26 protein-coding genes are annotated in these 24,756 nt (G+C 62.0%); 19 read left to right on the top strand and 7 right to left on the bottom strand.

The genetic code is table 11. The features are described 5' to 3' along the window. Positions 1-102: 102 nt before the first annotated feature. The 10 genes from B9Z52_RS04350 (at position 103) to B9Z52_RS04305 (ending at position 11,020) form a co-directional block, all read left to right on the top strand. Positions 103-966 (top strand): xanthine dehydrogenase family protein subunit M, encoded by an 864-nt coding sequence (locus B9Z52_RS04350; protein WP_108412611.1) that lies wholly within the window; start codon positions 103-105, stop codon positions 964-966. Between the two features lie 17 nt (positions 967-983). Then, complete coding sequence (locus B9Z52_RS04345) at positions 984-1,469, top strand: (2Fe-2S)-binding protein (RefSeq protein ID WP_053169257.1); 486 nt, start codon at positions 984-986, stop codon at positions 1,467-1,469. Between the two features lie 29 nt (positions 1,470-1,498). Next, a complete protein-coding gene (locus B9Z52_RS04340) occupies positions 1,499-3,910 on the top strand; it encodes an aerobic carbon-monoxide dehydrogenase large subunit (RefSeq protein ID WP_108412610.1) in 2,412 nt (803 codons plus the stop codon). A 12-nt stretch (positions 3,911-3,922) separates the two neighbouring features. Then, on the top strand, positions 3,923-4,588 hold the full coding sequence (locus tag B9Z52_RS04335) for a CoxG family protein (RefSeq protein ID WP_108412609.1): 666 nt from the start codon (positions 3,923-3,925) through the stop codon (positions 4,586-4,588). 2 nt (positions 4,589-4,590) lie between these two features. Next, positions 4,591-5,550 (top strand): MoxR family ATPase, encoded by a 960-nt coding sequence (locus B9Z52_RS04330; protein WP_108412608.1) that lies wholly within the window; start codon positions 4,591-4,593, stop codon positions 5,548-5,550. Positions 5,551-6,142: 592 nt separating this feature from the next. Further along, positions 6,143-7,348, top strand: coding sequence for a VWA domain-containing protein (locus tag B9Z52_RS04325; protein WP_108412607.1), 1,206 nt, complete (start codon positions 6,143-6,145; stop codon positions 7,346-7,348). Between the two features lie 24 nt (positions 7,349-7,372). Next, positions 7,373-8,479 (top strand): XdhC family protein, encoded by a 1,107-nt coding sequence (locus B9Z52_RS04320; RefSeq protein WP_108412606.1) that lies wholly within the window; start codon positions 7,373-7,375, stop codon positions 8,477-8,479. 2 nt (positions 8,480-8,481) lie between these two features. Further along, positions 8,482-9,162 (top strand): NTP transferase domain-containing protein, encoded by a 681-nt coding sequence (locus B9Z52_RS04315; RefSeq protein WP_108412605.1) that lies wholly within the window; start codon positions 8,482-8,484, stop codon positions 9,160-9,162. Positions 9,163-9,189: 27 nt separating this feature from the next. Beyond that, complete coding sequence (locus B9Z52_RS04310; RefSeq protein WP_108412604.1) at positions 9,190-9,888, top strand: TIGR02466 family protein; 699 nt, start codon at positions 9,190-9,192, stop codon at positions 9,886-9,888. Next, positions 9,881-11,020, top strand: a complete 1,140-nt coding sequence (locus B9Z52_RS04305; RefSeq protein ID WP_146182783.1) for a hypothetical protein — start codon at positions 9,881-9,883, stop codon at positions 11,018-11,020. The genes B9Z52_RS04310 and B9Z52_RS04305 overlap by 8 nt, the downstream gene beginning before the upstream one ends. A gap of 67 nt (positions 11,021-11,087) precedes the next feature. On the opposite strand, the gene otnI is transcribed toward B9Z52_RS04305, so the two are convergent. The 4 genes from otnI to ltnD form a co-directional block, all read right to left on the bottom strand. Further along, a complete protein-coding gene (gene otnI / locus B9Z52_RS04300; protein WP_108412602.1) occupies positions 11,088-11,921 on the bottom strand; it encodes a 2-oxo-tetronate isomerase in 834 nt (277 codons plus the stop codon). 83 nt (positions 11,922-12,004) lie between these two features. Then, positions 12,005-12,664 (bottom strand): aldolase, encoded by a 660-nt coding sequence (locus B9Z52_RS04295; protein WP_108412601.1) that lies wholly within the window; start codon positions 12,662-12,664, stop codon positions 12,005-12,007. A gap of 105 nt (positions 12,665-12,769) precedes the next feature. Then, on the bottom strand, positions 12,770-14,053 hold the full coding sequence (otnK, locus tag B9Z52_RS04290; RefSeq protein ID WP_199222031.1) for a 3-oxo-tetronate kinase: 1,284 nt from the start codon (positions 14,051-14,053) through the stop codon (positions 12,770-12,772). A gap of 114 nt (positions 14,054-14,167) precedes the next feature. Continuing rightward, positions 14,168-15,079, bottom strand: a complete 912-nt coding sequence (ltnD, locus tag B9Z52_RS04285; protein WP_108412600.1) for an L-threonate dehydrogenase — start codon at positions 15,077-15,079, stop codon at positions 14,168-14,170. A 241-nt stretch (positions 15,080-15,320) separates the two neighbouring features. On the opposite strand from ltnD, the gene glcE reads away from it, so the two are divergent. After that, positions 15,321-16,478: a glycolate oxidase subunit GlcE gene (gene glcE, locus B9Z52_RS04280; protein WP_108412599.1), complete on the top strand. Its 1,158-nt coding sequence runs from the start codon at positions 15,321-15,323 to the stop codon at positions 16,476-16,478. Between the two features lie 17 nt (positions 16,479-16,495). Next, complete coding sequence (gene glcF / locus B9Z52_RS04275) at positions 16,496-17,743, top strand: glycolate oxidase subunit GlcF (protein WP_108412598.1); 1,248 nt, start codon at positions 16,496-16,498, stop codon at positions 17,741-17,743. Here the strand turns inward: glcF and B9Z52_RS17575 are convergent. Together B9Z52_RS17575 and B9Z52_RS04270 are read right to left on the bottom strand one after the other, a co-directional pair. Next, positions 17,740-17,967: a hypothetical protein gene (locus B9Z52_RS17575; protein WP_146182782.1), complete on the bottom strand. Its 228-nt coding sequence runs from the start codon at positions 17,965-17,967 to the stop codon at positions 17,740-17,742. The two genes, glcF and B9Z52_RS17575, sit on opposite strands and share 4 nt — an antisense overlap. A 61-nt stretch (positions 17,968-18,028) precedes the next feature. Next, entirely contained in the window at positions 18,029-18,754 is a 726-nt protein-coding gene (locus B9Z52_RS04270; RefSeq protein ID WP_233251815.1) for a sterol desaturase family protein, read from the bottom strand. 387 nt (positions 18,755-19,141) lie between these two features. Between B9Z52_RS04270 and B9Z52_RS04265 the strand changes: the two genes are divergently transcribed. Further along, positions 19,142-19,552, top strand: a complete 411-nt coding sequence (locus tag B9Z52_RS04265) for a Crp/Fnr family transcriptional regulator (RefSeq protein ID WP_146182781.1) — start codon at positions 19,142-19,144, stop codon at positions 19,550-19,552. An 86-nt stretch (positions 19,553-19,638) separates the two neighbouring features. On the opposite strand, the gene B9Z52_RS04260 is transcribed toward B9Z52_RS04265, so the two are convergent. Continuing rightward, positions 19,639-20,811, bottom strand: a complete 1,173-nt coding sequence (locus tag B9Z52_RS04260) for an ATP-binding protein (protein ID WP_108412595.1) — start codon at positions 20,809-20,811, stop codon at positions 19,639-19,641. 318 nt (positions 20,812-21,129) lie between these two features. On the opposite strand from B9Z52_RS04260, the gene B9Z52_RS04255 reads away from it, so the two are divergent. The 6 genes from B9Z52_RS04255 (at position 21,130) to B9Z52_RS04230 (ending at position 24,653) form a co-directional block, all read left to right on the top strand. Then, positions 21,130-21,756, top strand: coding sequence for a LysE family translocator (locus tag B9Z52_RS04255; protein WP_108412594.1), 627 nt, complete (start codon positions 21,130-21,132; stop codon positions 21,754-21,756). A gap of 69 nt (positions 21,757-21,825) precedes the next feature. Continuing rightward, positions 21,826-22,185: a DUF6463 family protein gene (locus B9Z52_RS04250; protein ID WP_108412593.1), complete on the top strand. Its 360-nt coding sequence runs from the start codon at positions 21,826-21,828 to the stop codon at positions 22,183-22,185. A 39-nt stretch (positions 22,186-22,224) separates the two neighbouring features. Next, complete coding sequence (locus tag B9Z52_RS04245) at positions 22,225-22,584, top strand: Ada metal-binding domain-containing protein (protein ID WP_108412592.1); 360 nt, start codon at positions 22,225-22,227, stop codon at positions 22,582-22,584. Positions 22,585-22,678: 94 nt separating this feature from the next. Next, complete coding sequence (locus tag B9Z52_RS04240; RefSeq protein ID WP_108412591.1) at positions 22,679-23,023, top strand: DNA-binding protein; 345 nt, start codon at positions 22,679-22,681, stop codon at positions 23,021-23,023. Then, positions 23,020-24,246: a type II toxin-antitoxin system HipA family toxin gene (locus B9Z52_RS04235; RefSeq protein WP_108412590.1), complete on the top strand. Its 1,227-nt coding sequence runs from the start codon at positions 23,020-23,022 to the stop codon at positions 24,244-24,246. Before B9Z52_RS04240 ends, B9Z52_RS04235 begins: the two co-directional genes overlap by 4 nt. Next, complete coding sequence (locus B9Z52_RS04230; protein ID WP_158270508.1) at positions 24,243-24,653, top strand: GNAT family N-acetyltransferase; 411 nt, start codon at positions 24,243-24,245, stop codon at positions 24,651-24,653. Before B9Z52_RS04235 ends, B9Z52_RS04230 begins: the two co-directional genes overlap by 4 nt. Positions 24,654-24,756 lie beyond the last annotated feature (103 nt).

Genomic DNA, 24,756 nt, shown 5'->3' with positions numbered 1-24,756 from the left:
TGAGCCGATAAACCGTGAATTTGTCTAAAACCTGACTCATCAGTCGGAAAAGGACTCTCGCCAATACTCCGAGTTGTTTTTCACAAAACTCAGGAGACCTTGATGATTCCACCGCGTTTTGAATACCACGCGCCCAAAACCGTCGGCGAGGCCGTGGCCTTGCTCGGCCAATTGGGCTCTGACGCCAAGCTGCTGGCCGGCGGCCACAGCCTGCTGCCCATGATGAAGCTGCGCTTTGCCCAGCCCGAACACCTGATCGACATCAACCGCATCCCCGAACTCAAGGGCATCCGCGAAGAAGGCGGTACCGTGGTGATCGGCGCAATGACGGTTGAAAACGAGCTGATCAGCTCGCCCATCCTGCAAGCCAAAGTGCCTTTGCTGTGCGAAGCCGCCAAGCTGATCGCTGACCCCCAGGTGCGCAACCGCGGCACGATTGGCGGCGACATCGCCCACGGCGACCCCGGCAACGACCACCCCGCGCTGTCCATCGTGATCGACGCGTCTTTTGTGCTGGAAGGCCCGAACGGCCGCCGCACCGTGGCCGCTGACGGGTTTTTTCTCGGCACCTACATGACGCTGCTCGAAGAAAACGAAGTCATGTGCGAGATCCGCGTGCCCGCCTTTGCCGCTGGCACCGGTTACGCCTACGAAAAACTCAAGCGCAAAACCGGTGACTGGGCCACAGCCGGTTGCGCCGTGGTGATCCGCAAGACCGGTGACCAGGTCAGCCATGTGCGCGTGGCCCTGACCAACGTGGCCCCGGCCGCACTGCGCGTCGAAGCCGCTGAAGCCGCCTTGCTGAACAAGCCCTTCAACGCCGCCAACGTGCAAGCCGCCGTTGAAGCCGCCATCGCCGCCTGCGACCCCGCAGAAGACCTGCGTGGCGACGTGGAATACAAAACGGCCATGGCCGGTGAAATGGTCAAGCGCGCCCTGAACAAAGCCTGGTCGCGCTGCGCATAAAGCAAAAGGAAAACAACATGTCCAAAAAACTCGTCACCGTTTCCGTCAATGGCAAGAAAGAAGAAAAAGCCGTTGAACCGCGCACCCTGCTGATCCACTTCCTGCGCGAAGAACTCAACCTGACCGGCGCCCACATCGGCTGCGAGACCAGCCACTGCGGCGCTTGCACCGTGGACATCGACGGCCAATCGGTCAAGTCGTGCACCCACCTGGCGGTGCAGTGCGATGGCTCGGAAGTGCTCACTGTCGAAGGCCTGGCCAACAAAGGCGTGCTGCACGCGGTGCAAGAAGGCTTTTACAAAGAGCACGGCCTGCAGTGCGGTTTCTGCACACCCGGCATGCTGATGCGCGCCTACCGCTTCTTGCAAGAGAACCCCAACCCGAGCGAAGACGAAATCCGCCACGGCATGGCCGGCAACCTGTGCCGCTGCACCGGTTACCAAAACATCGTCAAAGCCGTCCAGTACGCCGCCAAAAAACTGCAAGAGCCCGTTGCGGCTTGATGCGAACACCCATTTGATCGGAGACACACATGAACGCACCGGTACAAACCGCTGAAGCCCGCGAACTCGCGCTGGCAGGCATGGGCGCTTCGCGCCTGCGCAAAGAAGACGCCCGTTTCATCCAGGGCAAGGGCAACTATGTCGATGACATCAAAATGCCCGGCATGCTGCACATGGACATCGTGCGCAGCCCCATTGCCCACGGCCGCATCGTCAAAATCAACAAAGAAGCCGCGCTCGCCATTCCCGGCGTGCACGCCGTGCTGACCGCCGACGACTTGAAGCCTTTGAAACTGCACTGGATGCCCACCCTCGCGGGTGACGTGGCCGCTGTGCTGGCCGACGAAAAGGTCCACTTCCAGATGCAGGAAGTCGCCATCGTGATTGCCGACGACCGCTACATCGCCGCCGATGCGGTCGAAGCTGTCGAGATCGAATACGAAGAGCTGCCCGTGGTGCTCGACCCCTATGCTGCGCTGCAGCCCGGCGCCCCGGTGATCCGTGAAGACCTGGCCGGCAAGACCGAAGGCGCCCACGGCAAACGTGACCACCACAACCACATCTTTACGTGGGATGCCGGTGACAAGTCGGCCGCCGACGCCGCCTTTGACAAGGCCGAAGTGACCGTGTCGCAGCACATGTACTACCCCCGCGTGCACCCCTGCCCGCTGGAGACCTGCGGTTGCGTGGCCAGCTTTGACCCGATCAAGGGCGACCTGACCACCTTCATCACCTCGCAAGCGCCGCATGTGGTGCGCACCGTGGTGTCCATGCTCTCGGGCATCCCCGAGTCCAAAGTGCGCATCGTCAGCCCCGACATCGGTGGCGGCTTTGGCAACAAGGTCGGCATTTACCCCGGTTATGTCTGCGCCATCGTGGCCTCCATCGTGCTGGGCCGCCCCGTCAAGTGGGTCGAAGACCGCATCGAAAACATCTCGTCCACCGCCTTCGCCCGTGACTACCACATGGACGGCGAACTGGCCGCCACCGCCGACGGCAAGATCACCGGCCTGCGCGTGAACGTGGTGGCCGACCATGGCGCGTTTGACGCCTGTGCCGACCCAACCAAGTTCCCTGCTGGCATGTTCCACATCGTGTCTGGCAGCTACGACATTCCTGCGGCACACGCCAGCGTCAAGGGCGTCTACACCAACAAGGCCCCCGGTGGCGTGGCGTACCGCTGCTCCTTCCGTGTGACCGAAGCCGTGTATTTGATCGAGCGCATGGTCGACGTGCTGGCGCAAAAGCTGGGCATGGACAAGGCCGAAATCCGCGCCAAGAACTTCGTCAAGAAAGAGCAGTTCCCCTACACCAGTGCCTTCGGTTTTGAGTACGACTCGGGCGACTACCAAACGGCACTCGACAAAGTGCTCGAAGCCGTGGACTACAAAGGTCTGCGTGCCGAGCAAGCGGCCAAACGCGCCGACCCCAACAGCCCCACGCTGATGGGCATTGGCCTGGTCACCTTCACCGAAGTCGTGGGCGCTGGCCCGTCCAAGATGTGCGACATCTTGGGCGTGGGCATGTTCGACTCCTGCGAAATTCGCATCCACCCCACCGGCAGCGCCATCGCCCGCATGGGCACGATCACGCAGGGCCAAGGTCACCAGACCACCTACGCGCAGATCATCGCCACCGAGCTGGGTATTCCGTCTGAAGTGATTCAGGTCGAAGAAGGCGACACATCGACTGCGCCTTACGGCTTGGGCACTTACGGCTCGCGCTCCACCCCCGTGGCCGGTGCCGCCATTGCTTTGGCAGCCCGCAAGATCCACGCGAAGGCCCGCAAAATCGCCGCCCACATGCTCGAAGTCAACGAAAACGACCTCGACTGGGAAGTCGACCGCTTCAAGGTCAAGGGCGACGACAGCAAGTTCAAGACCATGGCCGACGTGGCATGGCAGGCCTACCACCAGCCACCAGATGGCTTGGAGCCAGGCCTGGAAGCCGTGCACTACTACGACCCACCGAACTTCACATTCCCCTTCGGCATCTACCTGTGTGTGGTGGACATCGACCGTGCGACCGGTGAGACCAAGATCCGCCGCTTCTATGCGCTGGACGACTGCGGCACCCGCATCAACCCGATGATCATCGACGGCCAGATCCACGGCGGACTGACCGAAGGTTTTGCCGTGGCCATGGGCCAGCAAATGCCGTTCGATGCACAGGGCAACTTGCTGGGCAACACGCTGATGGACTACTTCTTGCCCACCTTCGTGGAAACCCCGCATTGGGAAACCGACCACACCGTGACGCCTTCGCCGCACCACCCGCTGGGTGCCAAGGGCGTGGCCGAGTCGCCCCACGTCGGCTCGATCCCCACCTTCACCTCGGCCGTGGTCGATGCCTTCTCGCACCTGGGTGTCACCCACCTGGACATGCCGCACAACGCTTTCCGCACTTGGAAAGCGCTGCGCGAGCACGGGGCAAATTTGTAATCAGGAAAGAAAATGGAAGTCAAACTCGACAAACAATACCCGCTCGATGTGGATGCCGCACGAGCGTGGGCCTTGCTCACCGACCTGAAGGCGACAGCCAACTGCATGCCCGGTGCCGAAATCACCGAGCAGCTGTCTGAGACCTCGTTCAAGGGCGGCGTCAAGGTCAAGGTCGGCCCGGCTGTCGCGCAGTTCGGCGGCACCGTGGACGTGATCGAAGCCGTGGCCGCTGAGCGCAAGATGGTCTTGCGCGGCAAAGGTGCTGACAAGGGCGGCTCGTCCGCCTCGATGGACCTGACCGCGATCATCACCGCCGACCCGGCCAACCCGGCGCACTGCGTGCTGAACGGCCAGGCCGCGGTGATCGTCAACGGCAAGTTCGCGCAATTCGGTGGCCGCATGATGGTGCAAGTGTCCGACATGCTGCTGGCGCAGTTTGTCGAGAACTTCCGCCAGACCGCGCTGACCTTGCCTGCGGCTGAGGGTTCGCCTGCGGCTGCGACGGCTGCAACGGGGGATGCCTCTGCTGTTGCATCGGGTGCTGCATCGGGTGGTGAGGCTGCGGCACCTGCCGCTGCGCCCAAAGCCCCCGTGGTGGCCCGCGAAATCAACGGTCTGGCCATCTTCTGGGCTTTGCTCAAGAGCTGGGTGGGCGGTTTGTTTGGCAAGAAGGCCTGAGCATGACGACGCCAGACCAGCCCGGACAGCCCGCAGCGCAGGAGCGCTTGCTGCGCGAGCGGCTGCAGCGTGCGGGTTATCTGGCCGATGCCGACCTGGCCACCACCGTGTGGCTGGCGTCGGCTTTGCAGCGTCCGTTGTTGCTCGAGGGCGACGCGGGCGTGGGCAAAACCGCCTTGGCCACGGCCTTGGCGCAATCCCAAAACGCGATCCTGGTGCGCCTGCAATGCTTTGAAGGTCTGGACCTGGCGCAAGCCGCTTACGAGTGGAACTACGGCCGCCAGCTGATGGCGATCAGGATGAGCGAAGCCGACAAAGACAGCGCTGGCCGTGTGCGCGAGTCCGATGTGTTCAGCCGCGACTACCTGCTGGAGCGCCCCCTGCTCCGCGCCATCAGCCAGTCAGGCCCTTGTGTGCTGCTGATCGACGAGATCGACCGCGCCGACGAAGCCTTTGAAGCCTTCTTGCTCGAAGTGCTGGCCGAATACCAGATCACCGTGCCCGAGATCGGCACCATCCGCGCCACGCACATCCCGCAGGTCATCTTGACCAGCAACGGCACGCGTGAGTTGTCGGACGCGCTGCGCCGCCGCTGCCTTTACCACTACCTCGATTACCCGACGCTGGCGCGAGAGATCGCCATCGTCAAAGCCGCTCTGCCCGAGGTCGATACCCGCTTGGTCGAAGACGCTGTGCAGTTCGTGCAGCGCCTGCGCCGCGAAGACCTGGCCAAGATCCCTGGCATCGCCGAAACCCTGGACTGGGTGAACGCCCTCTTTCAGATGCGCCACAACAGCCTGCCCGAAGACATGTCGGCGGTGCTGGGCACTTTGGGCTGCCTGCTCAAGACCCGCGAAGACCGCTTTGTGATGGGCCCCGACCGCCTTCGCCAATTGGTTGAAGGCCGCCGCACCGTGGGCGTGGCCGAAAACAGCACCGAGCAGGCCAAAGCCGCAGCATGAGCACCCGGCCCCATCCCCCTGTAGGAGCCCACCCCGTGGGCGATTGGGCGTGGCACACGCCCACGAAAACATCGCCCACAAGGGTGGGCTCCTACCAAGGCAGGGGCAACAGCATGTCTGCGGCGCACAAACACCCTGCAGGCCAAGGCCGCAGCATGAGCACCCGGCCCCATCATCCCCTTGTAGGAGCCCACCCCGTGGGCGATTGGGTGTGGCACACACCCACGAAACCATCGCCCACAGGGGTGGGCTCCTACCAAGGCAGGGGCAACAGCATGTCTGCGGCGCACAAACACTTTGCAGGCCAAAGCCGCAGCATGAGCACCCGGCCCCATCCCCCTGCAGGAGCCCACCCCGTGGGCGATTGGGTGTGGCACACACCCACGAAACCATCGCCCACAGGGGTGGGCTCCTACCAAGGCAGGGGCAACAGCATGTCTGCGGCGCACAAACACCCTGCAGGCCAAGGCCGCAGCATGAGCACCCGGCCCCATCCCCCTGTAGGAGCCCACCCCGTGGGCGATTGGGCGTGGCACACACCCGCGAAACCACCGTCCACAGGGTCGCCTCCTGCGTCAATGAATGCGTTTGTATGACCCACGACCTGGCCGCACCGACCACCCCAGCGCAGGCCACCGCGCCGTCTGAGCGTCTGGCGGGTTTTGCCGCGCTGTTGCGCGACCACGGCCTCACGGTGGGCGTGGCCGAACAGCAGGCCATGCTGCAAGCAGCCCTGTACTTTGGACCCCTGCAGGAAAAACCTTTGCAAGCCGCCTGGCGCGCCATTGCCTGCCACAGCCACCGCGAATGGCAGCTGTGGCCCGATGTGTACGAGCGTTTTTGGCACCCCGAAAAACTGCGCGGTGGCGTCAAAGTCAGCGGCCAGACCCGGCCCAGCCGCAACCTGCGCCAAAGCGTGCAGGCGATGCACGACCAAATGGACGCGGCCCAACAGCCCGCCAGCCAACCCGGCCAGAATGCCGCGCCCCAAACCGCAGGCGACTCGGCATCGAGTCCGCATGACGAACAGGGCAGCGGCACCCCCCGCGCCCAAGGGGGTGCGAGCCGCACCGAAGCCCTGCACCAGCGCGATGGCCAGATGTGGATGCCGCAAGAGCTGAGCGCCTTGCAACAGCTGGCGCGCCAGATCACCGACCAACTGCAAGCGCGCCCCACCCGCCGCTGGCGCGTGGCCCCGCGTGGGCCACGGCTGGCTTTGCGCCAGACCTTGCGCCGCAGCGTGGCCTGGGGGGGCGAGCTGATGCAACCGGCCTGGAAAGTCAAACGCGTCGAGCCGCCGCGCCTGTTCATCCTGGCCGATGTGAGCCGCTCGATGGAATCACACGCCGCGTTGTTTTTGCGCGTGGCCCGTGCTTTTGCTTTAGAGGCCGATGCCCGCGTGTTTGTGTTCCACACCCGCCTGGCCGAAGTCACGCCCTACATGCACCGCGACACGCCCGCCATTCAGGAAAAGGTCAACGCCGTGACGGCAGGCTTTGGCGGCGGCACCCGCATCGCCGCCAGCTTGCAAGAATTTGCCCGCCAGCATGCCCGCGCCCAGCTCAACCGGGGCGCACGCGTGTGGGTGTTTTCGGACGGCTTTGACACCGACGGGCCCGAGCTGCTGGATGCAGCTTTGCAGGAAGTGCGTGCACGCGGTGCCCGCATCACCTGGTTTCACCCCACGCGCCAGGTGCCCGCAGCGGGTGCCTTGCAGCGTGCCCGCAACCGCATCGAGCGTTTTGTGCCGCTGGCCAGCCTGGCCGATCTGGCCGCTGCCCGACACGTTTTGCATTGAATTTGAGCTTTGAAGGAGTTCCCCATGAACCGCAACGAATGGATCACCCAAGCCGCACGCCTGCAAAGCGCAGACCAGCCCTTTGCCTTGGTCACGGTCTTGAGCGCCCAAGCCCCCACCTCGGGCAAAGCGGGCGACAAAGCGGTCGTCACAGCCGACGGTCAAATCCACGGCTGGATTGGCGGCGGCTGCGCCCAACCGGCGGTTATCAAGACAGTGCGCCGCGCTTTGCTGGACGGCCAGCCGCGCAAGATCCGCATCGCCCCATCGGATGAAAGCGCAGAGCGCGATTTGGGCGATGTGCTCGAATTCGGCATGGCTTGCCACTCGGGCGGCACGCTGGAATTGTTCATCGACCCGGTCATGCCCAGCGCCACCTTGACGGTGGTGGGTGACTCGCCCGTGGCGCGTGCGCTGGTCGGCCTGGCCCCGCGTGTGGGCTTGCGGGTGGCGGTGGTGGCGCACGGCGCTCGGGCTGCAGATTTTCCCGATGCCGACACCGTGCTGGACAGCGACGACGTATCGCAAGTGAGCGCCCGTTTGGCATCGCCCTTTGTGGTGGTGGCCACACAAGGCCGCCGCGATGTACAGGGTCTCAAAGCCGCGTTGGCCTTGCAGCCGCAGGGCCTGTGGTTTGTAGCCAGTGCGCGCAAGGCGGGTGTGTTGCTCGAGAGTTTGGTCGCCAGCGGTGAAGATCCTGCCGCTGTGGCCCGCATCGTGGCCCCGGCCGGCGCAGTCATTGGCGCGCAGACGCCTGAAGAAATTGCCCTGTCCGTGCTGACCTCGGTGGTGGCGGCGCGGCGTGGGCGTGAGCCTGTGGCGTCTACCGCTCAGGTAGCCTTGACAACGTCCATGGCTTCTTGCACGTCGTCTGCAGCGCCGTCATCGGTTGCCGCATCTGCGGCTATTTCGTCGTCTTGCTGTTCGACCACTGCGGCCACCGATCCCAAGGAGGCCACAAGCACCCAAACCGTCGCGCCGGTGGCAGCTGCCAGCAGTTGCTGCGGTGGGGCCAAAAAGGCCGCAGCCACAGCGTCCGACGCTGTCGCCGTCCCGGCCTTGACTGCCGAGCCGAAAGCCGCGCTGACCCCTGTGGCAGCATCGGCCAAATCTTCTTGCTGCGGAGGCTGAATATGGGTTGCATTCTCAAAGGCGGTGGGGGCTTGTACAGCCGCGTCACCGTGGGCGCGGTGTTGTTGGCGGCGGGCTCGGGCTCGCGCATGGGGCACCGGCCCAAAAGCCTGCTGGAGTTGGGTGGCGTGCCCCTCATTCGCCGTCAGTTGATCGCGCTGTCGGGCGCGGGGGTGGACGAAGTGGTGGTGGTTTTGGGCCACTACGCTGACCGCATCGAAGAGGCGGTGAAAGAGTTCCCGGTCACGCTGGTGCGCAACCCCGACCCGGACGCCGGTCAGATTTCTTCGCTGCGTTTGGGGCTGCAAGCCCTGTCGCCCAAGCTCGACGCGGTGCTGGTGGCGCTGGCCGACCAGCCGCTGATCAATTCGCAAGACATCAACGACCTGATCGGGGCCTACAAAAAGCGGCCTGAGGGCGCGCAAGTGGTGCAGCCCACGGTCGATGGCCTGCCGGGCAACCCGGTCATGTTCAGCGCCGAAGTGCGTGACCAAATTCTGGCGGGCGCGGCCAACGTGGGTTGCCGCCAATGGCAGTCGGCCAACCCTGAACAAGTCCATCCCTGGGCCACGACCAACACCCGTTACCGCACCGATGTCGACACGCTGGAAGACATCGAAGCGCTGGCCGCACGCACCGGTCACCGGCTCAAGTGGCCGGCTGATCTGATGATCACGGCCTGATCTGCACGATCTGATCCACAGCGCACCATGCTCCAGCCCGACCCACTCCACCAGTTGTGGCACACGCCCATCGGCGTGCACCGTTTTGCGCAAGCCGAGGCCGTCAACGCCGTGCTGGTGCGGGTGTTTCAGACCCTGCGTGCCACCGACCCGGCCGTGTCGGGTGAGCCCAAAGCTTTCTACGCCAGCCGCGACGATTTGCTGCAACGCATTCGCTTGGCCGAGTGGGAGCAGCTGGTGCGCTTCATCGTGGACAGCGTGCGCCAGACCGTGGTGCTGGCCAACCAAGGCGCCTGGCCCGAGGCCAAACCGGGCTTTCAGATCGCGCTGCGCGGCATCTGGTTCCAAATCTCCAGCCAGGGCAGCCACCACGATGTGCACACGCACGGCAACTGTTCGTGGTCAGGGGTGTATTGCCTGCAGGTCGACCCGCCCGAGCAGCGCTGCCAGCACCCGGTGCTGGCAGCGGCCAACGGCGTGACGCGGTTTTATGGCCCGCACTTCAACCGTCTGGGCGGCGCGGCCATGGACTTTGGCAACGCCTATTTGCAAAACGCGCACCTTGACATTGAGCCTGTGCCCGGCCAGCTGGTGGTGTTCCCCTCGTGGCTGGCGCACCAGGCCATGCCCTACCACGGCAGCGCCGACCGGGTGATCGTGTCTTTTAATGTGAGCGTGCATGCTGCAGGCGGCTCGGACCAGTTGCACGGGTATGCCCATGTCTGATGCAGCAACCCGCACTGACCCCAGCGACGCATGGCTGGCGCATGCAGGCGAGGTCGCGCAATGGGCGGTGTTGCTGCTGGGCTGGTTGTGGCTGGGCGAGCAGGGCATGCGCCTGGGCTGGTCGATGGCCAGCGGCGTGTTGGCGGTGGCTGTGTGGTGGGCTGCGCGCATCGTCTGCCGGGGCAGTGGCTGGGCTTTTCAAACTGCCTCGTCCGTGATGGGCGTGTGTGGTGTGCTGACCGCTTGCGGCGTGTGGCTGCCTGGGCTCTTAGCCCGCCCGGCTGCGGCCCACGCGGGCTTGCTGGTGCTGGCGGCGGTGTGGGGCCTGTGGAGTGCCTTGATCGAAACACGCACCCGGGTCAGTACTTTTCAAATGGGCCGCGTGGCCTGGCACCCCTTGGTGGCTGCCGGGTTGGTGAGTGGCGCTTGGCGCATGCCGGGCAGCGACACTGCAGCCCCATGGGGCGTCAGCCTCTTGCTGGCGCTGTGCGCCGCGCTTGTGTATGCACGAGATCGGCACGGCAGCGGACGTGTCTCGGCATGCCGCGGCCAGCGCGCCGGACTTCACACCTGCCTGACCCCGTCGGCCATGGGCTTGATGATGGGTACTTTGTGGCTGGGCAATGTCTGGTGCGCGGGGCTGGGCTGGTCCACTGGGCAGATGGTGGCCGTGCATCTGGCCTTGATGGCTGGCTTGCCGACGCTGGTCGGGCTTGTGCTTCACGGGCTAAACCGTTTGCCTGAGTGGGCGGGGGGCTTGTCGTCAGAACAATTGACTTATGCCAGCTTGGCTTTGCTGTGCTTGGGCGCGCTCATGGGGCTGGGCAACAGCGCCGTGAGCAGTGTGCTGGCCATGCTGCTGCCTTCGCTGGGTTGGGCGGTGCATTGCAACCGCCACCGCTCACCCGTCGGTGGCGCCCTCATGCGGCCTCGCGCCAGTCGCGGCATGGCGTTGCTGATGGGGCCGGTGCTGCTGGTGGGGGTGGGGATGGCCAGCCCTTGGCACGGCCCGCTGGCGGTGCAGTCGGCATTGGCTGTGCTGGGGGCCTTGGCCGCGTGGCAAGCAGCCGCCTTGTGGTGGCGTACCCATCCACGGTGGCGTCAGTCAGCCCTGCTGGCGATACTGCGTTGAAGGTCTGCAGCCATTCGCTGGCAGAACAAGCGCCCACATCACCAGCGTGTCGCCTGACCGCCTGCGCTCACAAGTAGGGGCGCGCCCAAGCCAAGCCCCGCGAGGTCCCACCGGCCGTGGCGTCCGCCGGGTTGTACTCGCAGCCGATCCAGCCGTCCCAGCCGCATTCGGTACTCACCTTGTCGATGGTCTGGAAGATGTGCGTCCAGTTCAACTCGCCGGTGCCCGGCTCGTGGCGCTGCGGCACTTCGGCAATCTGGAAATGACCCACACGGCCCGTGGGCAGGTAATGCGCAATTTTGGTGCTCAGGTCGCCTTCCACGATTTGGCAATGGAACAGGTCCATTTGCACTTTCACGTTTTCTGCACCCACCGCATGCGCAATGCGGTGCGCGTGGTCTTGGCGGTTGAGGTGAAAACCCGGCACGCTGCGCGTGTTGATCGGCTCGATCAGCACATCGCGACCGTCTTGTGCAGCCAGGGTTGCGGCCCATTTCAAGTTGCCGATCAAGGTGTTGTCGGCTGCCTCCACCGATGCGCCATCGGCACGCAAGCCCACCATGGTGTGGATGCGTGGGCAGTCCAGTGCTTGGGCATAGACCAAAGCGGCTTCAAAACCCGCACGGAACTCCGCCTCCCGGCCCGGGACACTGGCCGTGCCCCGGCTGCCTTGGGTCCAGGCGGCGTTGAAGCTGTCGGTGTCGGTGCCCCCGGCAGGCGTGTTGAAGAGCACTTGCTGCAAGCCATTGGCTTTCAGCCGCGCCGTCAACTCGGCGGCCGGGAAGGCATACGGAAACAAATACTCCACCGCCTTGAAGCCATCTTTGGCTGCCGCTTCAAAGCGGTCCAGAAACGGCAGGTCGGGGTACATCATCGAGAGGTTGGCGGCAAAACGGGGCATGGGTTTTCTTTCAATGTGTATGTGGGGTCATCACGAACGGTGTGTTTTGTCATCGCGAGCGATGCGTGGCGATTCAGTCTCGCTCACCACCTCGCCCCAAAAATCTGGCGCAACTCGTCCAGATCGCTGGCTTTCAGCGGCGGGGTGTGGGGTTGCAGCAGCATCAGCCGTGCGGTTTCTTCCAGCTCTTCGAGCGTGGCCATGGCCGCTGCTGGCGTATCGTGCCAAACATTGGGTCCCAGGCGCGGCAGCATCACGGCGCGGATCGGTGTGTCTTGCGCGGCATGGCTGCGGATCAGGGCTGCCACTTCCTTGGCTGCATCCGGGCTTCCCGGGCGGTGGTAACGCAACAGCGGCACATGGCCGACTTTCATCACAAAGTAAGGCGTGATCGGCGCCAGCAATTCTGGCCCGTGGGCATTCAGGCTGAGCGCCACGCAGTGCGTGCTGTGGGTGTGGATCACGCAGCGGGTGTCGGCATCACTCTCGCAAGCTGCGGCGTAAATTTGGCGGTGCAAGGCGATGGTTTTGCTGCCTTTGTCACCGCTGATTTGCTCACCTTGCAGGTCCAGCTTGGCCAGACGCACAGGGTCCAGAAAGCCCAAGCATGCGTCGGTGGGCGTGATCAAAAAACCATCGTCCAGTCGCACGCTGATGTTGCCTGCCGTGGCGTGCACATAGCCCCGCTCAAACAGGCTGCGGCCCACGCGGCAGATCTCTTCGCGGGCTTGGGATTCATTCATTTGCGGGCTCCGGAAATAGAGGATTCATTGTAGGAGCGCACCCTGTGCGCGATTGTTTGTGCGCCGCAAGCGACTGAATCGCGCACAGGGTGCGGCTCCTACAGGTCAATGCAATGTGTCAAACGCCTTGCTGAAAAAGTCTTCGGTGCCGAAGTTGCCCGATTTGAGGGTGATGTGCACACCCTTCCCGTCGCCAGAGGGCGCATGGCACCACGGCACGCCCGGGTCGATTTGCGGGCCGATTTGCAGCTGCGCAATGGCCAGCGCCTGCACACAAGCGCCCGAGGTTTCGCCCCCAGCCACCACCAACTGCCGCACACCCAGGCTCACCAGGCCACGGGCCACAGACGCCAAGGCATGTTCCACCAAAGCGCCCGCCTCGGCCACGCCCAGCTGCGCCTGCACGGCTTTGACGGCCTCGGGCTCGGCGGTGGAATAGACCAGCACCGGGCCGTCCCGCAAGAGCGGCGCGGCCCAGGCCAGCACCTGCTGCACCACGGCGTCGCTTTGGCCGTTCATCAAGTTGGCGGGGTCAATGGCCATCGCAGGTCGGCCGGTGTTTTTGAAGTGCGCGACTTGCGCGTTGGTGGCCAGCGAGCAGCTGCCCGACACCACCGCCTGCAAGCCACTGGCCGCCGGCAATTGGCTGGCTTGCAGCGAAGGCTTCAGGCCAAAGTTGGCCGGCAGCCCAATGGCCACGCCCGAACCGGCGGTGAGCAGCGGCATGTCCTTCAAGGCAGGCCCCAGAAGGTGCAGATCGTCGTTGCTGGTGGCGTCCACCACCGCCACGCCAACACCTTCGGCGCGCAGCGCGGCGATGCGTTCGCGGATGGCCGCCTCACCTTGGGCCACGGTTTTGTAGTCGATCAGTCCGACCTTGCGCTGGGTTTGCGCCTGCATCACGCGCACCAGGTTCGCGTCTGTCATGGGTGTGAGCGGGTGGTTTTGCATGCCGCTTTCGTTGAGCAGCACGTTGCCCGCGAACAGGTAACCCTTGAACACGGTGCGGCCGTTGTCCGGAAAGGCGGGGGTGGCGATGGTGAAGTCTGTGCCCAGCGCATCCATCAGCGCCTCGGTCACCGGGCCGATGTTGCCTTCGGATGTGCTGTCAAAGGTCGAGCAGTATTTGAAATAGATCTGCTCTGCACCTTGCGCTTGCAACCACTTCAAAGCCTCGAGCGACTGCGCAATGGCCTCGGCAGCCGGAATGGTGCGCGACTTGAGCGCCACCACCACGGCATGAACATCGGCGGCCAGCGGCGCTGTAGGAACGCCAATGGTCTGCACCACCCGCATGCCCGAGCGCACCAGGTTGTTGGCCAGGTCCGTGGCGCCCGTGAAGTCGTCGGCAATGCATCCGAGTTTCAAACCCAATTTCAAAGTGCTCATGTCAAATCTCTTGTTGCTGGCGATTGCATTTTGTAGGAGCCCACCCTGTGGGCGATGGTTTTTGAGGGCGTGTTCCACGCCCATCGCCCACGGGGTGGGCTCCTACACAGGGGATCAGCCCGGTGCTTTGGGCAACTCGATGCCCGGGAAAATCTTGATCACCGCGCTGTCGTCTTCCTTGGCAAAACCCGCTGTGCTGGCTTGCATGAACATCTGGTGCGCGGTGCTCGACAGCGGCAGCGGGAATTTGCTGGCACGCGCCATGTCGAGCACGATGCCCAAATCCTTCACAAAAATGTCCACGGCCGACAGCGGTGTGTAGTCGGCCGCCAGCACATGGGCCATGCGGTTTTCAAACATCCAGCTGTTGCCCGCGCTGTTGGTGATCACCTCGTACAGGGCGGCCGGGTCCACACCCTCGCGCAGGCCTAGGGCCATGGCTTCGGCAGCGGCCGCAATGTGCACACCCGCCAGCAGCTGGTTGATGATCTTGACCTTGCTGCCCGCGCCTGCGCTGTCGCCCAGCTTGTAGACCTTGGCGGCCATGGCGTTCAAGAAGGGCTCGGCCAGCGCATAAGCCTCGGGCTTGCCCGCGGTCATCATGGTCATCTGGCCGGATGCCGCTTTGGCCGCACCGCCCGAGATGGGCGCATCCACATAGCGCAGACCCATGGCCTCCAAGCGCGATTCCAAAGCCACCGACCAGTTCGGGTCCACGGTGGAGCACATCACAAACACGCTGCCGGGTTTCATGCTGGCGGCGCAACCCGTCATGTTGCCCGGGGTGGTGCCATCGCCAAACAGCACGCTCTCGGTCTGCGCGGCATTGACCACGACCGAGACGACCACGTCGCACGCCGCGCCCAAAGAGGCCAGGGTGTCGTGCGCCGTGCCGCCCTCTTGGGCAAAGGTTTTGGCCACATCGCGCCGCACGTCAAAGACGTGTACCGAGTGCCCTGCACGCCGAAGCGAAGCGGCCATGCCTGAGCCCATGGCCCCCAAACCGATCAAACCGACTGTTTTCATGATGACCTGCCCACTGAATTGATCAGGTCATCATACAAATTTTATGAAAAGAACGATTCGGGATAAACCCTTTTAAGTTGCAATCGTTCTTGCTTCTACTGAAGCCGACGTGTCTTTTGGCATGCTGTCAACGCGCAGCCGGAGAACACTCAGACAAGCGCCCACTGCGCAATTTCCCACAACCCCCTCGTTAAAAATCTTCACACTCGCGCCATAGGGCGGGGGGTTACCATCTTGGCCCATGGAAGCTCAACTCAATTCCCTCATCGACGCCGTGCGCCAGGCGGGTGCGGATGGCCGCGTGCTGCGCTTGCGCGGCGGTGGCAGCAAAGATTTCTGGGGCCAAAGCCTCACGGGCGATGTGCTGGACACCCGCGCTTACCGGGGCATCGTCAGCCACGAGCCCAGCGAATTGGTGGCCACGGTGCGCTGCGGCACGCCGCTGGCCGAGCTGGAAGCCGCATTGGCCGAGAAGGGCCAGTGCCTGGCGTTTGAGCCGCCACACTTTGGCGAGGGTGCCACCGTCGGCGGCATGTTGGCCGCAGGCCTGAGCGGCCCGGCCCGCGCCACCGCTGGCGCTGTGCGCGACTATGTCTTGGGTGCACGCTTCATCAACGGTCTGGGTGAGCACCTCACTTTCGGCGGTCAGGTCATGAAAAACGTGGCCGGTTACGACGTCAGCCGCTTGATGGTGGGCAGTTGGGGCACGCTGGGCTTGATCACCGAAGTCAGCCTCAAGGTTTTGCCCGTGGCCCCGGCCGAGGCCACGCTCATGTGCGCGGGTCTGCCGCAAAAAACGGCCCTTGATTTGTTGCACCGCTGGGGCGGTCAGCCCCTGCCACTGAACGCCAGTGCCTGGGTGCGCGACACCACCGCCCAGCCCGTGGCCGATGTTTTGTTTGTGCGCCTGCGCGGCGCCGTGGCGGCGGTGCAGTCGGCCACGACGCGCATGACGGCCGATGCCGCCGCCTTGGGTGCCCAGGTGACCGTGATGGACAAGGCCCAAGCCGCAGCCGATTGGCGTGCAAGTGGTGAGCAGACTTTGCCATTTTTTGAGGCACCCGCGCCCGATGCTTGCCTTTGGCGCTTGTCGCTGCCGCAAACCGCGCCTGTGCTGGACTTGCCCGGTCTGGACCATCCTGCTGAATATGTCGAGTGGCAGGGCGCGCAGCGCTGGTTGTGGGCCCCGGCCTCGGCGGCGGTGCCGCTGCGCGAGTTGGCGCAATCGGTGGGCGGTCACGCCAGCCTGTTCCGTGCCAGCGCCACCCATGCCGAGGTCGACAAAATCGCCGGTGTGAACACCCCGCTGGACGCCGTGCAAGAGCGCATCCAACGACAGCTGCAACAACAGTTCGACCCGAAAGGCGTGTTCGCCACCGGTCGCATGCACCCCCTCTGAGATCGGCACGAACCCTCATGCAAACCAATCTCGCCCCCGAATACCAAAATACCCCCGAAGGCCTGGAGGCCGAAGCCATCCTGCGCAAGTGCGTGCACTGCGGCTTTTGCACCGCCACTTGTCCTACGTACCAGCTGTTGGGCGATGAGCTGGACGGCCCGCGTGGCCGCATCTACCTGATGAAGCAGGTGCTGGAAGGCCAAACGCCCACCCGCAAAACCCAGCAACACTTGGACCGGTGCCTCACCTGCCGCAACTGCGAAAGCACTTGCCCGAGCGGCGTGCAATACGGCCACTTGGTGGACATCGGCCGCAAACTGGTGGATGCCAAAGTCGAGCGACCCGTGGGCGAAAAGCTGGTGCGTTGGGCGCTCAAAGAAGGTCTGCCTTCGCCCCTGTTTGCCCCGGCCATGAAGATGGGCCAAATGGCGCGCGGCCTGCTGCCCGACAGCCTGAAGGCCAAAGTGCCCGCGCCGCAAGACGCCGGTGCCTGGCCCGCCGCGCAGCACGCCCGCAAGGTGCTGATGCTGGCCGGCTGCGTGCAGCCGAGCATGAGCCCCAACATCAACACCGCCACCGCCCGAGTGCTGGACGCCGCAGGCATCCAAGCCGTGACCGCCCCCAAGGCCGGTTGCTGCGGCGCGCTCAAGTTCCACCTGAACGACCACGACGGCGGCAAAGACCACATGCGTGCCAACATCGACGCTTGGTGGCCGCTGGTTGAAAGCGGCGAAGTCGAAGCCATTGTGATGAACGCCTCGGGCTGCGGCGTCATGGTCAAAGACTACGGCCATGTGCTCAAAGACGACCCGGTCTACGCTGACAAAGCCGCCCGCATCGGTGCGCTGACCCGCGACCTGAGCGAGCTGCTGCCCGAGTTGGTGCCCTTGCTCAAAGACAAGCTCAAACCTGAAGCCCTGCAAGCCGCAGGCCTGCAGGCCTACCACCCGCCCTGCACGCTGCAACACGGCCAGCAGCTCAAAGGTGGCGTCGAAAAGCATTTGGGTGATTTGGGTTTCCAGATCAAGGTCACGGCCAATGAATCGCACCTGTGCTGCGGCTCGGCCGGCACCTACAGCGTCCTCAACCCCGAACTGTCCAAGCAGCTGCGCGACCGCAAGCTGGGCCACCTGAACGCGCTGGAGCCGCAAGGTGTGATCAGCGCCAACATCGGCTGCATCACCCACCTGCAAAGCGGCAGCGGCCTGCCGGTACGGCATTGGGTGGAGTTGGTGGATGAGGCTTTGAGCGGCGGAGTGAATTAACTGGTCAGCACCCTGACAATGTCGCCAACGCCAATCACCTCGCCCCCATCGGCGAAAGGCCAGCGCTGCTGCACGGGGGCGACGATGTAGGTTTTATCGGGTTGCACGTCTTGCAGGGATTGCCAGAAGCCTTTGGTGACTGTGGAGGCTTTGTCCAAACGCTTGCCTAGATTGAAATGTCGGCATCGAATGCGTTTGGCCCAGAGTGTCCATTCAAACTTCATGCATTCCAGTCATGACATGACCAGGAACACCTCACTCGCATGGGTACTCTGATTTAGGAGATTATTTCGGCAACGCATGCAGTCCCACCGTGCTCGGACCCAAACCGGTGGGGTTGTGCCATGTACCAAGTAGCTGATCCCAAAGGGGCACCGTGGTACCGAAATTCAAAGCCTCGTTTTCTTGAGTGCTGTGATGCCAGCGGTGAGCCTCTGCACTGCCAATCAAGTAAGCCAAAAATCCAATGCGTCCGCGCACGTTGGCATGTACCGCCACACTTTGCAACATCATGAAAAGCGTCGCCCAGGCGAGCGTTTCAGGTGTCAAGCCCAAGCTCCACCACAGCAGTCCACGCGAAGCTATATTCCATGTCAGATTCACGGGGTGAACCCGCACACTGTTACTGACATTGACTTGCACAGGGCCATGATGCAGTTGGTGCCAGCGCCATCCCCAAGGGTGCTTGTGCGCCCAGCGGTGCAATGTATAGGGCCCCAATTCGCCCACAACGATGGCCACAGGCACTGCCAAGGCCAAAGGCCAGGCGCTGGCCAAACCCGGGCTGTAACCTTGACCTGTCGCCCATTGCGTTAACCACAGACCGCCAAGTCTAAGGAGCCCATCCACCAATGAGGCTGTTATCAGGAGTAAGCCATCTGTGCTGATGTCTCGGCGTGTGGGTTGCCAGTCGATGCGGTATGGCCACAGACGTTCGGCCACTGCAAAGCCTAAAAGACAGATTACAAGCCAAGCGGCCGTGGTGGTGGTGGGTGACCAGATTGAAAGCATCAGCGTCCCGAGGGGGAACAACAGGGTCAGGCCCAAAAGATGGGCGAGGTTCCACCTGGCAAAAAAATCGTGTGAATCGAATCGTTTTTGATGTGTCGGGTGGGCGTGTCGGTCGGCTCATAATCCATGCGTTGACTCCTGTTTGGATGTCGTCACTGTGCGTAATAAAGCCACAAGGCGCATTAACCCAGGTTCATGAACTCTCCGGAAATCAATCCCACCTTAGTTACGCCGTGCACCGTTTGCGAACCGGGCTGATTGGCCAGTCTTTGCGGTGATGCGCGAATGTGCGCTTATTGGAATGGCCTGCCTCGCATCTCGCTCGCTGCGGGCCAAGTTTGGGGGATTGGAGCAGACAGCGAGGCCGTTTGCTAGGTGGAAACGGGTTTGTTGGCCACCGTGTTTGCCGACACCCAAGGGCGTGAGCGGGTGCACCATTTTCATTCGGCCGCCCATTGGTTAGCACCGCCATTGGGCTTGCCACCACATGCTTGGCGTATCGAGGCGCAGGTACCCAGTCGCATGTTGGTATTGAGCCGCGGACAACTTCAGGATGCCAAAGAGTTGGAGCCGCGAGTTGGCGATTGGATGCTGCAAGCCCTGATGGCTGAACGTCAAAGGCTGACGCAACGAGAACATCAATGGCTGATGCTCAGCGCCACCGAGCGTTACCTGCAAGTTCTGCATGAGGCCCCGAGCTGGTTAGATCGAGTGCCGCAGCACCGCCTTGCCAGTTATCTGGGATTGACCGATGTAGCGCTTTCGCGCATCCGCCGACGGTTAAAAACGAAGCATTGAAGTGTTGAATCACGTCTGCTACTGGTTTGAATTTGCGTAAAGGCAGGCTTCGAGTGGAGCAGCACCCCCGTGAAGAGTGCCCAGCCTCACCCTGCAGCGAGTGCGCCCATCAGCTCTACCAAGCCGATGGCCTGCGTGCCGTAGCGCATCGGAAAGCGTTCTGCACCGGGGTAGACCACGTAGCGTTGCGCGATGTTCAAGTCGGCGCAGGCGATGTCAAAGCCTTTGCTCAGGGTGGGCGCTGTCGAACGTTTGATTTCGATGGCCATCCAGGGTTGTCCTGCTCGCTCGATCAGCAGATCAATTTCGGCCCCTGCATGGGTTCGGTAGCTGTACGCCGTGCATTGCGGGTTAGCGGCAGCCATCAGGTTATCGATGCAAAAGCCTTCGTAGCTGGGACCGCACACCGGGTGCCCGGCCAGATCATGCAAACTGCCCACGCCCAGCAAGGCATGCACTAAACCGCTGTCGCGCACATAGACCTTGGGGGCTTTGACCAAGCGCTTACCTACGTTGCCGCTCCAGGGGCGCAAGCGGCGCACCAGTTGCAGGTCTACAAGCAAATCGATGTAGCGCTCAATCGCCGGACTGCTCACGCCCAGTCCGCTGGCCAAGCGGCTTTGCTGGAGCAAGGCGCCTTGCTGATGGGCCAGCATGGTCCACAGTCGGCCCACGGTTTCGGCGGGTAGGCGCGGCGCAAACATGGGCACATCGCGTTGCAAATAGCTGCGCACAAAATCTTCACGCCAGCGCAGGCTGGCCGCATCGCTGGCGGCCAGCAGGCTGTCTGGAAAACCGCCGCGCAGCCACAGCGAGTCCAGATCGGTGGCGGGCCATTCCAGCGCATGGATGGGGCCAATGTCCAGATAGGCCACTCGTCCGGCCAGTGTTTCGCTGCTTTGCTGCATCAGGTCCAGCGAAGCCGAGCCCAAAAGCAAAAAATGCCCAAAGCGTTGGCCTGCACGGCGGCGCTCGTCGATGATGCCGCGCAACACTTCAAACAGGCCCGGCATGCGGTGAATTTCGTCCAGGATGATCAGCTTGCCGCCTTGTGCGCGCAAAAATGCATCCGCATCTTGGAGCCGCAAACGGTCTGCAGGCCTCTCCAGATCCAGGTAGGTGGAGCCAGCTGGCCACCGCTCGGCCAGTGTCAGGGCCAAGGTGGTTTTGCCCACTTGCCGTGGCCCGAGCAGCACGACAGCCGGTGCTTCATGCAGGCGTTCAGACAAGACAGAAAGGGTTTGACGGTCAATCATCATTGAAATTTTAACGTGTGGCGTTGAAATTTCAAGAAAGAAATCTCCGGAAAGAGTGTCGTATCGTCTTCATTGAAAAGGTTTAGCGGATTTTTTTTGAGGTTGTTGCCCACACTGATCCACATGGAAACGGTGGAACCTTGAGTGACCGTCGGGGCGTTCAAGGACGACCCGGCCTATGCCGACAATGCCGCCCGCATTGGCGCATGGGGTGTTGCGGCACCCGGGATCTTGATGATGGCTTATACGATTTAAGTAGTCATTGGCAGCCATACAATGGCTTGCGGAGTCGGCGTATCGAAGCGCTCAGGAGGAGTTCTCATGTTCCCCATCGAAATCTGGCTGGCCTACAGCGCGGCTTGTTTGTTGTTGGTGTTATCGCCAGGCCCGGACAACTTGTTGGCCATTGGGCGCGGCCTCAGCCAGGGCAAGCAGGCGGCCATGGTTTCGGGTATCTCATCGGGGGCGGGCATTTTGTTTCACGTTGCCGCCGCAACATTTGGCTTGACCCTGCTCATGCAAACCTCGGTCCTCGCGTTTTGGGCGGTCAAACTGACAGGTGCCGCCTATTTGCTGTGGTTGGGAATCAAGGTCTTGCGCTCACGCAACTTGATCAGTTTTGCACCCGCTGCACAGCAACCCCTCTCCACCATATTTGCGACCGGATTTTTGTCAGCAGCACTCAATCCCAAGCCAGGCTTGTTTGTACTGGCGTTTATCCCTCAGTTCGTCAGCCCTGAGCGTGGCTCGGTGACCACCCAGATGCTGGTTTATGGCGGATGGTTTGCACTTTTAACGGCGGGGGGTTTTGCATTGATGGGGGTTTTCTCATCGCGTTTGTCCACTTGGCTCCGTCAAAAACCCCGCGTCGTGGCAGGGCTCAATGTGGGGGCTGGTGTGGCGTTTGTGGCCTCTGGGTTGTCTGTGGCTGTGCTCAGGCAGAAATAAACGTCGACATCGAATGCGTCAGGTCTACAGCGGCCATTCAACCTTCATACATTCAATCACTACACCACCATGAACATCGCACTCGCTTGGCTGCTCTTCGCACTGGGGATAGGGCACATTGTTTATGCCTTCGTAAAGTTTGGATCGCCATTGATGGGCGGTCTGAAGGCGGGGTGCGTAGGTCAGTTCGGTGCACCCGAAGTCAGACGCACGGCCTTTTGGTTTGTCATGTTCGGCCCTCTTCTTATGTTTGCAGGCCAAGTGGCCGTACATGCAGCAGCAATTGGCGATATGGGGCTTTACAAACTGGTTGGGGTTTACTTGCTTGTTGTATCCATCGTTGGCGTCATCGCCATCCCAAAGTCCCCCTTTCTTCTGGGCTTGCTCATTTCGGCATCAATCGTTGCCGCAGGCTATGGACTTGTCTGAAAAATCGTGTACAGCCATCAATTGATTCCACTGATCTGAATGCCTGACATCGCGATCTTCCTTCACTGCACCGCTTGTCATCACAAGGTTTCGGCTTTTCTGGCGTTCCGCAATGCCGGTATTTTGGCCGGTGCGCGTCGACCGACGGTCGGTGAAATTGAGGCCATTGCCCCGCGTCTGAAGTGTTCTCAGTGTGGCGCGAAGTCGGTGGTGGTGGAGTCAGTGCCGTACAAGGACAGCGATCGTTATTGGGGAACGTCGGAGAGTGAAAACCGGATTTTTCATCGGAGCAGTTGCACCAAGATGCACAGCGTAGTTGCTGCGAGTGAGATCAATTTCACCTCCCGAGAAGCAGCAATAAATCGTGGATACACGCCATGTCGGGTGTGTCGCCCCTGAAATATGCTGCGTGCGGAAATGCGGCAGACATGTAGAACGTTCCTAAATAAAACACAAAAAGACACAAAATTTAGCTTCTGTTAAAGTTTGTGTTATGCCAAAACCTTCCAGTGCCAACGACCAACTGCCGGCATCCGCTGCCAAAGCGCTGAAGGATTTCGGTGAAAACCTGGCGCTGGCCCGACAGCGTCGCAAGGAAAGTCTGCGTGCATGGGCCAGCCGCATGGCGGTTTCGGTGCCTACGCTCATTCGCATGGAAAAGGGCGATCCGTCGGTGGGCATGGGGGTGTACGCCACTGCGCTGTGGCTCATGGGCCGACATGCGGCTCTGCCTGAGGTGGCCGCGCCTGCGCAAGATCTGAACGCGTTGGAGCAGGACATTGAGGCGGTGCGTCAACGTGGTCGTCGCATGTCGCGCAAAGCCGAGGAGCCCGCATGAGCTATGAACCCCAGGACAGCATGAGCTTGTGGTGGCTGGCCGATGCCAAGTCACCACAACGCATTGGTACCTTGAGCTTGCAAGACCAGCGCCGCAAGGTGGCATTGAGTTACGACCCTGCATGGATCGCATCGCCGCTAGGCTTTGCCTTGAGCGAAGACTTGCCCTTGCAGCCGGGTTTGCACATGCCTGACATGCGCGATACGGCAGCCGGTGCCGTGGACGATGCCCGGCCTGACCAGTGGGGCGAGCGCGTGATCCGCTTGATCGAGCGACCTGCGCGTTTGTCTTTGCTGGAGTATTTGTACTTTGCGGGCGATGAGCGCTTTGGCGCATTGGGTGTTTCATTGCACGCTGAAAAATATGTGCCCGCACCCACAGCGGCCATGCCCACGTTTGAGGGCTTGGCCGCCATGCATCAAGCGGTGCAGCGCATCATGGCGGGTGAGGCGGTCACTGAACATCAGCGCCGCTTGTTGCAGCCGGGCGTCAGCATGGGCGGGGCCAGGCCCAAGTCCTTGATGCAAATCGATGGCTTGTCCTGGGTGGTCAAGTTTTCAGAGGGCAGCGAGCTTGACGCGCCTTTGATCGAACATGCCAGCATGCAGTTGGCGCGTGCTTGCGGCATCCACACGGCCGAGACCTTGGCGTTGCCTTTGCCGCAAGGCCATGCGGTGGCGATCAAACGGTTTGACCGACAAGGCGATCAGCGCCTACATGTCTTGTCCGCCCATGTGGCCTTGCGTGCAGCGGGAGAAGCGATGGGCTACCCCGAGTTGGCGCAATTGATCCGACGCTTGGGCCACCCTGAGCAAGTTCGTGCACAGCAGCAAGAGTTGTTCAGGCGCATGGTCTTCAACATCCTGATCGACAACACCGACGACCACGAAAAAAACCATGCACTGGTGCGAGGCGACGATGGCTTTTATGCCTTGTCGCCCGCCTTCGATGTGTTGCCCTCTGCGCAAGGTCTGGGCTATCAGCAAATGCGTGTGGGTGCTCAGGGCCATGAGAGCAGCATCGCCAACGCATTGTCAGAAGTGCGGGCGTTTGGTCTGACGGATGCACAGGCACGGCAGACCGTGGCAGAAATCGCCACACAAGTCGCGCAATGGAAAGCGGTGTTCAAGCATTTGCATGTGCGCGATGCGGATATGGATCTGCTGGCGCAGTATTTGGATGGGGTTGTCTTGAGCAAACAACGTCAAAGGGGGATGGAGTGAGTTACGAGATCAATTGTGAGAGGCCCAATGCACAAGAATTGGCGAATTTATTGGAAGCTGTAGGTTGGGGCGTGAATGCGTTGGATGCGCTTCAAACATCGATTGCTGCATATACCGAAACAGTTTGCGCACGTGACCTCGATGGGGTGTTGGTGGGGTATGTTTCGGTTTTCTCTGATGGTGTGTTCACGACGATGTTTGGTGAAGTTGTTGTTCACCCAGAACATCAAAACCAAGGCATTGGAACAGACATGTTCCAAGCCATTGAAAAACGCTTTCCAAATGCTCCCATGTATGTGAAGACACTAGGGACGTCCGAGAAATTCTTCCAAGCGATTGGATTTCAATCATCAGCACTACCGCAAGCTGTATTGTTCAAAGCAGCAAAGCTGAATTCAATGGATTGAACGCTGCAGGACACCCACCCTCCTGACACCACGTTGTCAGTACCCCTCAGGCAAAGTCTTTTCCTGTGCACAGATGGTCTGTGTGCTTTCAGGGAGAAAGACA

Origin of the sequence: Limnohabitans sp. Jir72 (assembly GCF_003063575.1) — a bacterium.
GTDB lineage: Bacteria > Pseudomonadota > Gammaproteobacteria > Burkholderiales > Burkholderiaceae_C > Limnohabitans_A.
This window is presented reverse-complemented; position numbering and strand designations above follow the sequence as displayed.

Excerpts from the sequence above, each read along its gene's own strand:
- B9Z52_RS04250 (WP_108412593.1), top strand. The coding sequence starts at position 21,826 with ATGAACATCGCACTCGCTTGGCTGCTCTTCGCACTGGGGATAGGGCAC.
- B9Z52_RS04350 (WP_108412611.1), top strand. The coding sequence starts at position 103 with ATGATTCCACCGCGTTTTGAATACCACGCGCCCAAAACCGTCGGCGAG.
- B9Z52_RS04325 (WP_108412607.1), top strand. The coding sequence starts at position 6,143 with ATGACCCACGACCTGGCCGCACCGACCACCCCAGCGCAGGCCACCGCG.
- glcF (WP_108412598.1), top strand. The coding sequence starts at position 16,496 with ATGCAAACCAATCTCGCCCCCGAATACCAAAATACCCCCGAAGGCCTG.
- B9Z52_RS04305 (WP_146182783.1), top strand. The coding sequence starts at position 9,881 with ATGTCTGATGCAGCAACCCGCACTGACCCCAGCGACGCATGGCTGGCG.
- B9Z52_RS04345 (WP_053169257.1), top strand. The coding sequence starts at position 984 with ATGTCCAAAAAACTCGTCACCGTTTCCGTCAATGGCAAGAAAGAAGAA.
- B9Z52_RS04255 (WP_108412594.1), top strand. The coding sequence starts at position 21,130 with ATGTTCCCCATCGAAATCTGGCTGGCCTACAGCGCGGCTTGTTTGTTG.
- B9Z52_RS04315 (WP_108412605.1), top strand. The coding sequence starts at position 8,482 with ATGGGTTGCATTCTCAAAGGCGGTGGGGGCTTGTACAGCCGCGTCACC.
- B9Z52_RS04340 (WP_108412610.1), top strand. The coding sequence starts at position 1,499 with ATGAACGCACCGGTACAAACCGCTGAAGCCCGCGAACTCGCGCTGGCA.
- B9Z52_RS04245 (WP_108412592.1), top strand. The coding sequence starts at position 22,225 with ATGCCTGACATCGCGATCTTCCTTCACTGCACCGCTTGTCATCACAAG.
- B9Z52_RS04320 (WP_108412606.1), top strand. The coding sequence starts at position 7,373 with ATGAACCGCAACGAATGGATCACCCAAGCCGCACGCCTGCAAAGCGCA.
- B9Z52_RS04240 (WP_108412591.1), top strand. The coding sequence starts at position 22,679 with ATGCCAAAACCTTCCAGTGCCAACGACCAACTGCCGGCATCCGCTGCC.
- B9Z52_RS04330 (WP_108412608.1), top strand. The coding sequence starts at position 4,591 with ATGACGACGCCAGACCAGCCCGGACAGCCCGCAGCGCAGGAGCGCTTG.
- glcE (WP_108412599.1), top strand. The coding sequence starts at position 15,321 with ATGGAAGCTCAACTCAATTCCCTCATCGACGCCGTGCGCCAGGCGGGT.
- B9Z52_RS04295 (WP_108412601.1), bottom strand. The coding sequence starts at position 12,664 with ATGAATGAATCCCAAGCCCGCGAAGAGATCTGCCGCGTGGGCCGCAGC.
- otnI (WP_108412602.1), bottom strand. The coding sequence starts at position 11,921 with ATGCCCCGTTTTGCCGCCAACCTCTCGATGATGTACCCCGACCTGCCG.
- B9Z52_RS17575 (WP_146182782.1), bottom strand. The coding sequence starts at position 17,967 with ATGAAGTTTGAATGGACACTCTGGGCCAAACGCATTCGATGCCGACAT.
- B9Z52_RS04235 (WP_108412590.1), top strand. The coding sequence starts at position 23,020 with ATGAGCTATGAACCCCAGGACAGCATGAGCTTGTGGTGGCTGGCCGAT.
- otnK (WP_199222031.1), bottom strand. The coding sequence starts at position 14,053 with ATGAGCACTTTGAAATTGGGTTTGAAACTCGGATGCATTGCCGACGAC.
- B9Z52_RS04260 (WP_108412595.1), bottom strand. The coding sequence starts at position 20,811 with ATGATGATTGACCGTCAAACCCTTTCTGTCTTGTCTGAACGCCTGCAT.
- ltnD (WP_108412600.1), bottom strand. The coding sequence starts at position 15,079 with ATGAAAACAGTCGGTTTGATCGGTTTGGGGGCCATGGGCTCAGGCATG.
- B9Z52_RS04310 (WP_108412604.1), top strand. The coding sequence starts at position 9,190 with ATGCTCCAGCCCGACCCACTCCACCAGTTGTGGCACACGCCCATCGGC.
- B9Z52_RS04270 (WP_233251815.1), bottom strand. The coding sequence starts at position 18,754 with ATGCTTTCAATCTGGTCACCCACCACCACCACGGCCGCTTGGCTTGTA.
- B9Z52_RS04335 (WP_108412609.1), top strand. The coding sequence starts at position 3,923 with ATGGAAGTCAAACTCGACAAACAATACCCGCTCGATGTGGATGCCGCA.